This window comes from Achromobacter sp. HZ34, assembly GCF_002209485.1.
GTDB lineage: Bacteria > Pseudomonadota > Gammaproteobacteria > Burkholderiales > Burkholderiaceae_B > Bordetella_C.
In genome coordinates this window covers 1203188-1215073 of record NZ_NJIX01000002.1, presented here as the reverse complement: position 1 = coordinate 1215073, position 11886 = coordinate 1203188, and the positions used below count along the sequence as shown (strand labels likewise).

The 11886-nt window shown below is 63.0% G+C and carries 12 protein-coding genes, 1 tRNA gene and 1 pseudogene; 8 read left to right on the top strand and 6 right to left on the bottom strand.

Translation table 11 applies throughout. The features are described from left to right. The 5 genes and pseudogenes from CEY05_RS31245 to CEY05_RS12145 all read left to right on the top strand — a co-directional run. Positions 1–945, top strand: a pseudogene (locus CEY05_RS31245) (hypothetical protein); the annotation flags it as partial. After that, positions 935–1417, top strand: a complete 483-nt coding sequence (locus CEY05_RS12160; RefSeq protein ID WP_088600958.1) for a class I SAM-dependent methyltransferase — start codon at positions 935–937, stop codon at positions 1415–1417. The pseudogene CEY05_RS31245 and the gene CEY05_RS12160, both read left to right, overlap by 11 nt. Before the next feature lie 395 nt (positions 1418–1812). After that, a complete protein-coding gene (locus tag CEY05_RS12155; protein WP_143220404.1) occupies positions 1813–2046 on the top strand; it encodes a hypothetical protein in 234 nt (77 codons plus the stop codon). Continuing rightward, positions 2039–2251: an excisionase family protein gene (locus tag CEY05_RS12150; RefSeq protein WP_088600960.1), complete on the top strand. Its 213-nt coding sequence runs from the start codon at positions 2039–2041 to the stop codon at positions 2249–2251. The genes CEY05_RS12155 and CEY05_RS12150 overlap by 8 nt, the downstream gene beginning before the upstream one ends. Next, on the top strand, positions 2241–3422 hold the full coding sequence (locus tag CEY05_RS12145) for a site-specific integrase (RefSeq protein ID WP_088600961.1): 1182 nt from the start codon (positions 2241–2243) through the stop codon (positions 3420–3422). Before CEY05_RS12150 ends, CEY05_RS12145 begins: the two co-directional genes overlap by 11 nt. 21 nt (positions 3423–3443) lie before the next feature. Here the strand turns inward: CEY05_RS12145 and CEY05_RS12140 are convergent. After that, positions 3444–3519, bottom strand: a tRNA-His gene (locus tag CEY05_RS12140). Between the two features lie 180 nt (positions 3520–3699). Between CEY05_RS12140 and CEY05_RS12135 the strand changes: the two genes are divergently transcribed. From CEY05_RS12135 to CEY05_RS12125, 3 genes are all read left to right on the top strand, one after another. Then, positions 3700–5154, top strand: a complete 1455-nt coding sequence (locus tag CEY05_RS12135; RefSeq protein WP_088600962.1) for a phospholipase D-like domain-containing protein — start codon at positions 3700–3702, stop codon at positions 5152–5154. Between the two features lie 218 nt (positions 5155–5372). Beyond that, positions 5373–5654 (top strand): DUF6516 family protein, encoded by a 282-nt coding sequence (locus CEY05_RS12130; protein ID WP_088600963.1) that lies wholly within the window; start codon positions 5373–5375, stop codon positions 5652–5654. 2 nt (positions 5655–5656) lie between these two features. Beyond that, positions 5657–6034, top strand: coding sequence for a hypothetical protein (locus CEY05_RS12125; protein ID WP_198952744.1), 378 nt, complete (start codon positions 5657–5659; stop codon positions 6032–6034). A gap of 102 nt (positions 6035–6136) precedes the next feature. Here the strand turns inward: CEY05_RS12125 and CEY05_RS12120 are convergent, their stop codons facing one another. From CEY05_RS12120 to CEY05_RS12100, 5 genes are all read right to left on the bottom strand, one after another. After that, positions 6137–6841 carry an SDR family oxidoreductase gene (locus CEY05_RS12120; protein ID WP_088600965.1) on the bottom strand — a complete coding sequence of 235 codons (705 nt, stop codon included), beginning with the start codon at positions 6839–6841 and terminating at the stop codon, positions 6137–6139. 224 nt (positions 6842–7065) lie between these two features. Next, positions 7066–8103 carry a low specificity L-threonine aldolase gene (locus CEY05_RS12115; protein ID WP_088600966.1) on the bottom strand — a complete coding sequence of 346 codons (1038 nt, stop codon included), beginning with the start codon at positions 8101–8103 and terminating at the stop codon, positions 7066–7068. 72 nt (positions 8104–8175) lie between these two features. Further along, on the bottom strand, positions 8176–9813 hold the full coding sequence (locus tag CEY05_RS12110) for an iron ABC transporter permease (RefSeq protein ID WP_088600967.1): 1638 nt from the start codon (positions 9811–9813) through the stop codon (positions 8176–8178). Further along, on the bottom strand, positions 9810–10862 hold the full coding sequence (locus tag CEY05_RS12105) for an ABC transporter ATP-binding protein (RefSeq protein WP_088600968.1): 1053 nt from the start codon (positions 10860–10862) through the stop codon (positions 9810–9812). The genes CEY05_RS12110 and CEY05_RS12105 overlap by 4 nt, the downstream gene beginning before the upstream one ends. Positions 10863–10866: 4 nt before the next feature. Beyond that, positions 10867–11883 carry an extracellular solute-binding protein gene (locus tag CEY05_RS12100; protein ID WP_088600969.1) on the bottom strand — a complete coding sequence of 339 codons (1017 nt, stop codon included), beginning with the start codon at positions 11881–11883 and terminating at the stop codon, positions 10867–10869. Positions 11884–11886: the final 3 nt, after the last annotated feature.

Here is an 11886-nt window from a genome sequence, read left to right as displayed (position 1 = left end):
AAAGACGGACCGCAAAGCGGCCGATGGTTCGAGATTGAACCAACCGACGAATGGGAATTCGCAAGCACGCACGAGGTACGAAAACTCTACGCCGCCCCGCCTGAGAAGCAAACTTCACATTCCGAAGGGGATGCGGGCGCGACGTGGTCTTCGGCTGTGGACAACGCGGAGAAATGGGCAACGGAAGCCAATATCAAATCGTTCCCTCTCACTGCCCGCTCTCATATCGTCGGGCTTGTAAAACTCCTGCGTCAGATCAACTCCAGGAAACCCAGCGATAGAGACGTATTTGAACTCGCCAAGGAGTTGGACGAGTTCGCTGGGCTTGTTACTTCCTACGGGGCTCACGTCAAGAGCGGTGACAATAAGTCCGCAAAGGACAAAGGAGCGGAAATTATGGCGCGGTTCGCCGCTCTTGCCGACGCCGCCCCAACCGTACCGCATTCCTTGACGGTTGCGCAGGGCGATGCCGAACGATATCGGCAATTCGATCAAGCCCTGACGGAACGCGACCACGCCGAGGATATGGCCGACAAGATGGCCGAAGCCATAGGGAAGCATTTCGGCGTGGACGTGGGCGAACACAGCAACCTGCATTGCCCCTGGAAAGAGGCTCTGGGCGTCATTGCGGAGCGTGCGCAGGGCGATGAGTTATCCGGAAATTCCGGAGAACTGGCGCGGCAGCAAGGTGGGAGCGATGCGGAGCGTCAGAAAGCGCTTGGCGAAGCAGTCGAGCGCGCCTGCAGGGAATTGCCGGCGGATTACGAAATTCAGATCACGCTGGAGAACGGCTACGGCGGCGCAAAGCTGTACCAGTTCGATGGCGGCATCAGCACTGACCTGGATGACGATGACGAGCGCGACCTCGCCCGGGAGATCAGCGAGGGCATCGCCACAGCCATCGCCCAGCGCGCCGCTGCTCAGGGGGCGAACGATGCAAGCTGACGTTCTTGATCCCTGCTGCGGCAGTCGCATGTTCTGGTTTGATCCGCAGGCCCAGGGCGTACTGTTCGGCGACATCCGCAGCGAGCAGCACACCCTGTGCGACGGCCGCGCGCTCAACGTTACCCCCGACCTGCAGATGGACTTTCGGGCAATGCCCTTTCTGGATGGTTCGTTCAAGCTGGTGGTGTTCGATCCGCCTCACCTGCGCAAGGCTGGCCTGGCGAGCTGGCTTGGGCTGAAGTACGGCATCCTGACCGACGACTGGCGCGAGGATCTCCGGCGCGGCTTCGCGGAGTGCTTTCGCGTGTTGTCCAACGACGGCGTGCTGATCTTCAAGTGGAACGAGACCCAGATTAAGGTGGGCGAGATCCTGGCGTTGACGCCCCACAAGCCGCTGGTCGGGCACCAGTCGGGCAAGCGGGCGGGTACCCATTGGATTTGCTTCATGAAGCGAGGTGACCTCGATGAATGACCGCCAATTGTTGGAGGCCGCGGCGCGGGCGGCGGGCGCCGATGAGATATATGCGCGGCTTTCCGAAATAGCCTACCGAGACAGCGCTGTTTCGATATCAGTTCGCGCGGCTGACCTACGGGCTATCTTGGCTCTGTACCAGCAGAGGCGGCCTGAACCTATCGCTTGGGAGTCCACCACTCCCGTATACATCCAGTACGTCACAGATAGTCGATACCGCAAGTTCCCAGCCTATGCGAGGAAATGGTACAGGCCTTATCGGTGCGCCGCTTGTGATGGGCGCGCCGCCGCCCTGTGTGACCCCCACCAGACCGAGGGATCGGATCAGAGCGATCTCCGGCCACGCTGCGAGGGTCACGGTGGGTTGGTACCCGGTGACGCCAAGGAGGTTCCCGATGCGCCTGATTGAACTACGCCAGGTGCGGCGCACTGATGCGGCTGGCACCCAGACCCTGGTGCTACAGGCGCGCCACCGCTACGTGAGCCGCATCGAGCACCACCTGATGATGACCCACACAGCGGCCAGCCCCCTCGGCTGGGGCCACTGGGAAGATGTACCGATTGTTGATGATGAACGACACAATATGCAGCATGATCGAAACGACCAAGAAGGATTGGACGATGAATAACACCGCTACGCAGGTTACCCCCGCGCCTTACGTGACGATCAACCTCGCTTCAGCGATAACCGGGCTGAGCGAGAAGGCGATCCGCCGCAAGATAGAGGAAGGGAAGTGGATCGAGGGGAGGGAGTTTGAGCGCTCTCCCGATGGTGGCGTCTTCATCTCCATCAAGGGCTATGAACGTTGGATCGAGGGCCGCCATGGGGCGTAAAGGTGACGGGGTTGAACTCCGCGAAAAGTCGATTCGCATCTCTTTCAGTTACGAGGGAAAGCGCGAGCGGCATACCCTGATGATCGACGAAGAGCCGATGGCTCCGACGCCTGCAAACGTGAAGTACGCCCGTCGGCTCGCCGCCGAAGTCCGCGACAAGATCAGACACGGGACTTTCAGCATAGCCGAGTACTTCCCGAAAAGCGCCGCTGCGAGTGTCGGCACAGTCGGGGCGCATTTGGATCTATGGCTTTCCGCTCAGCGTATCGAAACGTCTACGCGAGAGGGTTACAGCAGTGCGATCAAGTTCTGGAAGGCTTCGGTGTGCGATAAACGGGGACGCGTCATGGCTGGCATGGCGCTCCCGATCCTGAAGCATAGCCACATCCTGACAGCGATCGCGTCCAGGCCGGATCTCAGCGGGAAGACGATCAACAACTACGTTTCCGTGCTCCGCGACGCTCTATCCCTGGCGGTGAAGGATAAGCTGATTTCGGACAACCCCGCCGCCGACATCCCACGAGCAAAATATCAGAAGGATCCTCCCGACCCCTTCACAGCGGCTGAGCGTGAGGCGATCATCGCAGAGATGGGAAAGCGTTACCCCGGCGAGGTGCACAATCTGGTCGAATTCTGGTTTTGGACTGGAGTACGGACGTCTGAGCTATTTGGGCTGCGTTGGCCGAACGTCGATCTGGCATCGGGCGCGTTTCAAGTCAGCGAGGCGGTGGTTCGAGGCGAAAGGAAGGACCGCACGAAGACTTCGGTCACACGACTGGTGCGACTGAATAGCCGCTCGCTGGATGCTATCCAGAGGCAGCGCGCGCACACTCACATCGCAGGCGAGGAGGTATTCCGAGATCCCCGTTATCGAACGGCGTGGGTCGATGAGCGCGCATTTCGCCGAAGCTTCTGGACGCCGACGCTCAAACGGCTCGGGATCCGGTATCGTCGTCCCTACAACATGCGCCACACCTACGCTACGGCAATGCTCATGGCGGGCATGACGCCGGCATTCTGCGCAAAGCAATTGGGCAACAGTGTGGAGATGTTCTTAAGGACTTACGCGAAATGGGTCGATGGATCCCAGAACGATGCGGAGATGGCACGCTTGGAATCTACGATTCTTCCCGGAAATTTCCCTGGGAAGCTTGCATCCACTCTTAACTAATTGATTTTTATAGGGAAAGAATGGGGTGGCTGATGGGGCTCGAACCCACGACAACTGGAATCACAATCCAGGACTCTACCAACTGAGCTACAGCCACCGCTGCAAAGAGAAGAGATTCTAGCACGATTTTTTAAGAAGTATCCAGTCCTCCATTTCCCTTAATGCCTGCCCCCTCGGCGCAAGGGTCGCGGCTGTTCCAGGCTTGCTATCCTCCTGCCTGTGCGCCGGGGGAACCGGCCCGCCTTTCCCATTCCGTCCCACCTGCCACCACGAGCGCATGTCCGACCTGCACGATCTGCTGACCGCCTATTGGCCCCATATCGTCTTTACCGTCAGCACCGTGGCGGGTTTCGGCGCCGCCGTCCATGCCGCCATGACCAAGCGCGACGTGCGCGCCGCCATCGGCTGGGTGGGCCTGGTGCTGTTCTCGCCGCTGTTCGGCGCCGCGGTCTATGTGGTGGCAGGCGTCAATCGCATCCGGCTCACACGGGTTTCCCAGCAGCGCGACGAGGCCATGGTCTATTACGCGCGGGAACCGCAAGCCGAACCCGTCGACGTCGTGCCGCTGACCGGACCGCAGTTCGCCTCCCTGACGACGTTGACCGATCACATCAGCCGCTTCCAGCTGCTGGGCGGCAACCTGGTGCAGCCCCTGGACGGCGGCGACGAGGCGTATCCCGCCATGCTGCAGGCCATCCGCGCCGCGCAACGCACCGTCGCGCTGCAGAGTTACATCTTCGACCACGACCCCATCGGCCGCGAGATCGCCGAAGCATTGATCGAAGCGCATCGCCGCGGGGTGAAAGTGCGCGTATTGATCGACGCCGTCGGCGCCCGCTACTCGCATCCACCCATCGTGCGGCTGTTGAAGAAGAACGGCGTCCCGACCGCGCGCTTCATGACCAATCCCATGGGCGTGCTGCGCATGCCTTACGCCAATCTGCGCAGCCACCGCAAGATACTGGTCGTCGACGGCCGCATCGGTTTTTCCGGCGGCATGAACATCCGCGCGGCCTTCGTGCGCGCGCTGTCCCTGGACGCCACCAACCGCGATACGCATTTCCGCTACGAAGGGCCGATCGTGGCCCAGCTGCAATCGGTCTTCGCGCATGACTGGGACTTCACCACCCGGGAATCCCTGACCGGCCCCGAATGGTTCCATGACGACCTGGCGCCACGCGGCAATACCGCCGTGCGCTGCGTGCCGTCCGGCCCCGATCGGTCCATCAACAGCACCCATGACGTCCTGCTGGGCGCGTTGGCGGTCGCCCAGCGCCACGTTCGCATCCAGTCGCCATACTTCCTGCCCGACCAGACGCTGATCGGCGCCATGGCCACGGCCGCGCGCCGGGGCGTGCGCGTGGACATCGTCATTCCGGGCAAGAACAACCTGCGCCTGGTCGACTACGCCATGATGGCGCAGATCGACCAGCTGATACGGTATGGATGCCTGGTCTGGCGCACCAGAGGCGCCTTCGACCATTCCAAGCTGTTGACGGTGGACGACGCGTGGGCCTATACCGGTTCATCGAACCTGGACCCGCGTAGCCTGCGCTTGAATTTCGAGCTGGACACGGAAATCTACGACCGCGAGATCGCCAGCTGGATCAGCGCCCGCATCGACGCCGCCATCGCCAATGCCCGGCCCCAAACCCTCGAAGCCCTGAAGGCGCTACCTTTCACCAAGCGCCTGCGCAACAAGATCATCTGGCTGGCAACGCCGTATCTGTAGCACGCCAGAGCGATCGCGCCAGTACCAGCGTTCTTCGCAGGTATTGCGTAAGAGAAGAGAAGCTCATCGATCTGCTCCAAAGGGAACAAACCGGCTCGTCCTGGTGCTAACGCACGCGGACGCCCCGACAGACGATTAACTACGATGCCGAGGGTCGCCCGTTTGCCCACGGCGCCCGAGCAAGAAGCGGCGCTCAATTTGTTGGCATTTTTGACAACATGCGCGCTAAACTTATCGTCAGCGAAAAAAGCGTGGATGCTGATGGCAGCATTCTGCAAATCGTTATCTGGCAAGTGCCAGAGCCCGTGCCGCCCACTTGTCACGGATTCAAGTATCGGCTTGTTTACGCCCGAGATGGGCGACGCATTGTGGGATTCGATAATGAACGCGGTAAAGGCGATCACATGCATTTGGATAGGCAAGAGCGACCTTACCAATTCAAAGGTGTAGCTCAATTGCTTGCGGATTTCGCCGCGGAAGTGGACAAGCGGAGGGAATGATCTTGGAACGCACACTCACGATCACGATGAATAAGGATTGGCGTCGCTTTCTGGCCGAGGCCGGGAAACGCGCGTCCACGGCGGCAAAGTCGGGAAAATACCAAGGCGAAACGCTCAATTTCGAATCGCCTGGTGCATTTTTTGGGCAGTTGACGGAACTACGTTGGGAAATGACCCGCGAGCTGATGGGCGCTGGAGTGGTGGGCGTCCGGGAGCTCGCAAGGCGACTGGGTAGAGACGTTCGTCGTGTGCACCAGGACGCACAGGCCTTGGTTGAACTGGGGCTTCTGGAAAGAGACGAGACCGGTGCGCTGTTGTGCCCCTACGCCGATATCCATGTCGATGTTCATCTGTCGAGCAACCTGCGAAAAGCGGCTTGATCTTCCACCGGCGTGAGGCGATCGTCGAGCGTTGAGCCGGCGGAACGAGGTCGCTTGGGTCGATATGCCTTCAGCGCTGTCGCCTCCACCTGTCGACGAGCCTCAAACGCTGCGCATCAAGCCGCCGTCGACGCGGATGTTCTGGCCGGTGATGTAGGCTGCGCCGTCGGAGGCCAGGAACGCGATCGTGGCGGCGATTTCCTCGCTGGTGCCATAGCGCTGCATGGGTACCGCCGAGCGCCGTTCTTCGGTCTTCGGCAGGCTGTCGATCCAGCCCGGCAGCACGTTGTTCATGCGGATATTGTTCTTCGCCTCGTTGTCCGTGAAGATCTTGGTGAAGGACGCCAGCGCGGCGCGGAAGGCGGCGGAGGTGGGGAACATCTCCGATGGCTCGAAGACCCAGGCAGACGAGATGTTCAGGATCACCCCCGATTTCTGCTGGCGCATGATGGGCGTCACCAGCCGGGTGGGACGGACCACGTTCAGGAAGTAGGTGTCCATGCCCTTGTGCCAGTCTTCATCGGTGATATCCAGCAGCGGTCCCTTGGGTCCATGCCCCGCGCTATTCACCAGCACGTCCACCCGGCCCCACTTGGCCATCGCCTGGTCGACCAGCTTGGCCAGATCGTCCCTGGACTGGTTCGAACCCGTCACGCCTATGCCTTTCAACTCGGCCGCCAGGGCCGCACCCTTGCCCGACGAGGACAGGACCGCAACGTGAAAGCCATCGGCGGCCAGGCGCCTGGCCGCCGCGGCGCCCATGCCGCTGCCGCCCGCCGTGATCAGCGCTACTTTTTCCGTGGTCATGCGATACGCTCCTTTTGAATTCTTGCCGCCCAGGGCCGCGCATCGGAGATGGCGGTGGCGCAAATGGAAGAAGCCGGCAGTCTAAGAGAAACTGACTCGGCGTGCCGTATCGATTTTTATAAGAAGTCGCGCCAAAGTAAATAGGAGCGTGGTCGCCTCATGGCCGTCTCAGGCCTTGCAAGCGGCACTCCCGGCGCATTTCGCAAAATGTCCTGCGCAGCAATTCAAACTCCACCCAAGGCTGCCCGCGTCAACGTCACCATCGCGTCGACTTCCTCCTGGCTGCCATCGAAACGCGTCACCAGGCGGATGATGCCCCCGCGCCGGCGGGCAAAGCGCACACCGGCCTCGGCCAGCTTGTCGATCGCCGCCTGCGGCAAGCGCAGGAACACCAGGTTGGCCTGCACCGGCGCCACCAGCTCGGCACCGGGCAGGGCGCTCAATTCCCGCCCCAGGCGCGCCGCCAGGGCGTTGGCCTGCCCCGCCAACTGCAGCAACAGCCCATTGTCGATATAGGCCATCAACTGCGCGGCGGAAAAGCGCATCTTGGACCACGTCTGGCCGGCACGCCGCAGGTGATACGACAGCGGCTCGACCAGCGCCGGCTTGAACACCACGATGGCTTCCGTGTTCATGCCGCCGTTCTTGGTGCAGCCGAAGGACAGGATGTCCACCCCCTGGCGCCAGGTCATGTCCGCCGGCTCGCAGCCCAGCGTCGCCAAGGCATTGGCAAAACGCGCGCCGTCCATGTGGAACACGACGCCCGCCTCGCGCACGGCGGCCCCGATCGCGCCGATCTCGTCCAGCCCATACACCGTGCCATATTCGCTGGCCTGGGTGATGGACACGGCATCGGGCTGGGGACGATTGCGCACGCCGCGCTCGGCATGCCGCAGGGCATCGGCCAAGACGTCGGGCGACAACTTGTAGTCGGCCCCGGGCAGCGGAATCAGTTTCGCGCCGCCCGTATAGGCTTCGGTGGCGCCGCCTTCCGCCGTGTGGATATGGGCCTCCTGATGGCAGTAGATGCCGCCATAGGGCCGCGCGCAGCTCGCCAGCGACAAGGCATTGGCGGCAGTGCCGGTCGACACGGGAAACACCACGGCTTTCGTTCCGAAGAAATCCGAAAACCTGCGATTCATCAAGGCGGTGTAGTCGTCATCGCCGTACGCGGCAGCCGGACCCTCGTTTGCCTCGGCGACGGCGCGCACGATGGAAGGATGGGCGGTGGCGATGTTGTCACTGCGAAGGGTCGGGATCACGGATGTTTCCTGAAACGAAAAACGCCTGAAGCCAGATGCGCCTGAAACCGAGCGCACCTGAACCGGAAAAGCCTAAAGCAAGGTGCCATCCTGGCGGCGCAGGCGGCGATTCACCAGCAGCAGCGGCACGGCGGTGAACAGGATCAGCACGGCCGCCGCCGCCGTGGCGGTGCCCGGCGCGGTGCCTTCCAGGAACTGGTACATGCGCACGGTCATGGTGGACCATTGGCTGGTGTAAAGCACGATGGTCGAACTCAACTCCGACGCCACGGTGATCCACACCAGGATGATGCTGCCGACCAGGCCGCTCATCATCAGCGGCACGGTCAAGGTGGCGAAGGTTCGCATCGGCGACACGCCCAGGTTGATCGACGCTTCCTCCAGGCTGGGCTCGATCTGGTGCACGATGGCCGACGCCGACCGGATCGCGAAGGGCAGCTTGCGCACCACGTAGGCGATCACCAGGATCAACCAGCCGCCGGTCAGCAGCAACGGCCGCTCGTTGAAGGCCAGGATCAAGCCTATGCCCAGCACCGTGCCAGACACCGCGAAGGGCACCATGCCCACCATGTCCAGCACACCGGTCAGGCGGCTGCGATGCCGCGCCACCACGTAGCCGATGGGCGCGCCGATGACGGTCGCGACGATCGCCGTCACGCTGGCCAGGATCAGGGTGTTGTACAGCGGTTGGTACGAACCCGCGATCAGCTCGACGTAGTTGCCCAGGCTGGCTTGCCAGTGCAGGACCGGCCCACGGAAGCGCAGGAAGGAAATCATCAGCACCGCGGCGAAAGGCAGCAGGGAAATCGATACCATGCCCCAGCAATACGTGGCCGCGGCAATGCGCCAGGCGCGCGACAAGGGCAATGGCGGCGGCGCCGACCGCGCATTGGTGGTGAAGCGGCGCTTGCCCAGGTAGCGGCGCTGGATCAGCAGCACCACCGAGGTCCCCGCGATCAGCAGCACGCTCAAGGCGCCCGCGGCCGCCGGATTGCTGTCGGCCTCGCCCGCGAACAGCTTGAAGATGTCCACCGCCAGGAAAGGCTTGTCCTCCGCCAGCACGGCCGGCACGCCGAAGTTTTCCAGGGTCTCGATGAACACCAGCAGCGCGCCGGCCAGGACGGCGGGCATCACCACCGGCAGCAGCACCGTGCGGAATACGTGGAAGCGCGATCCGCCCAGGTTGCGCGCGGCTTCCTCCACCGAGATGTCGATGGCCTTGAACCCCGCGATGGTGGGCATCAGCACGTAGGGATACAGCGTCAGCGTGAACACGATGACGATGCCGGGCATGCCGTAGATCGACCCGATGGGCAGGCCGATGTCCCGCAATGCCGTGGTCACCACGCCCGCATGGCCGAAAAGCAGCACCAGCGCATAGGCCGCCACGAAGGACGGCAGGCCCAGGGGCAGCGAGGCCAGCGTCAGCAGCACCGTGCGTCCCGGCAGGTTGACGCGCGCCAGGCAGAAGGCCAGCGGCACCGCCAAGGCCGTCGCGCACAACGTTGCCAATACGCCGGCGGTCAGGCTGTTGATGACGCTGTTGGTGTAGTAAGCGCTGGAGAACACCTTGGCGTAATTCGCCAGTGTGAACGTGCCGCTGCCTTCCGTCCGCAAGCTGGTGTCCAACACCAGCGCCAGTGGATACAACAGGAAGACCGCCAGCAGGACCAGGGCGATGGCGGTGATGGATAGGCGGAATCCCTTCATGGCGCGGGAAACGCCACGATTTGCGCCGGATCGTAGGCCAGGCCGAAGGTCGCGCCTTCGTGCACGCCCACCGTGGCCGCGCCCAAGGCCGACACCCGCAGCGGTGTGCCATCGGGCAGTTCCGCGTGCAGGCGCTGGATCTGCCCCAGGAACTCGCGCAGTATGAGCCTGGCTTGCAGGGGCGCGCCTTCGGCCACCCGCAAGGCCTCCGGCCGGATCGACAGCAGCACCTTGCTGCCGGCGTCCGCGACGCGTCCCGGCACGGCTATCGTCGCGCCGCAGGTGGCGACGGGTGTCGCCGTGCCATCGAAGGCGCCCGCCACGCCGGACAGCATATTGGTGCCGCCCAGGAAGCTGGCCACGAAAGGCGTTTGCGGCCGCCGGTAGATTTCCTCCGGCGAGCCCACCTGTTCGATGCGGCCGCCGCGCAGCACGGCGACCCGGTCCGAGATGGCCAGCGCCTCTTCCTGGTCGTGCGTGACGTACACCGCGGTCAGGCCCAGCGACTGCTGCAGCCGCCGGATCTCCACCCGCATCTCCGTACGCAATTGCGCATCCAGGTTAGACAGCGGCTCGTCGAACAGCAGCACCGCCGGTTCGATGACCAGGGCACGCGCGATGGCCACCCGCTGCAACTGCCCGCCGGACATCTGGTGGGGCCAGCGCGTGCCGTAGCCTTCCAGCCGCACGCGCTGCAAGGCCTGCTCCACGCGTGTGGCAATGTCCGCCGCGGGGACACGGCGCGCGCGCAGCCCGTACGCGACGTTGTCCGCCACGTTCAGATTGGGGAAGATCGCATAGTTCTGGAACACCATGCCGATATTGCGCTGGTGCGCCGGCAGGCTGTCGATGCGCTTGTCTCCCAGCCAGATGCTGCCAGCGTTCACATCGTTGAAGCCGGCGATCGAGCGCAGCAGCGTGGTCTTGCCGCAGCCCGAAGGCCCCAGCAGCGTGAACAGTTCGCCATGCTCGATCGTTGCGGAAATACCGTCGACGGCACGCAGCTCGCCGAAGGTGCAGGTGAGATTGTCGATACGTATGGCGGTCATACGATCAACGCGTTTCCTGGATGATGTCCTTCAGCTTGCGCAGCGTGTCGGTGCGCGCCGCTTCCCATTTCGCATCGTCGTAGGGCAGCAGCTTGATCTGCGCCAAAGGTGGCATGCCGCCCGACTCGGTCAGCGGAACGTCCTGGCGGGCAGGGCGGCGGAAGGTCGACTTCAGCAGCATTTCTTCCGTGGGCTTGCTGGCCAGGAAGTCCACCAGGGCACGCGCGTTGGCATTGTTGGGGCCACCCTTGATGACGGCCGCGCCTTCGGCCAGGGCCACCGTGCCGTCGGCCGGATAGATCACCTTGACCGGTGCGCCGTTGTGCGCCCACAGGTAGCCGGCATACTCCAGGGAGATGCCCAGCGGATATTCGCCCGTACCATTGCCGTCGAACACCAGCGTGGAGCGGTTCAGCACCTTGGTGTTGGCGATCAGCTTCTTCACCTTGGCCCAGGCCGCATCGTTGTCGCCCCATGCGCCCAGCAGGCCGCTGGCCGTGGCATACGAGAAGCCGGAGTTCGCCGGATCGGTGTAGACCAGCTTGCCTTTCCACTGCGGATCCATCAGGTCTTCCCATGTCTTCGGACCCTTGGCGGCGTCGATGGACTTGGTGTTCTGGCTGATGACGGCCACCTGCAGATTGGTGCCTATCCACAGATTGTTCGGGTCGCGATACTGCGCGGGTACCTGATCCGCGCCCTTGGTCGCATGGGCGTCGAAGAATTTGCTGTTCTGCTTGAGCAGCGCGGCGCTGACGCCCCACACCACGTCGCCTTGCGGATTGCCTTGTTCAGAGATGATGCGCCGGAACAGCACGCCGGAGCCGGTCGACACCACGTCCACCGTGATGCCCGTTTCCTTCTTGAATGCCTCGGCGATCAGTTTATTGACGGTGTCGTCGTTGGCCGAGTACAGCACGACATGGCCGTCGGCGGCCTGCGCGGACGGCGCGGCCAGGGCGGCGGCCCCGGCGGCGCCAGCCATTATCAATACACCTACCAAGCTGTTCTTGTATTGCATGAC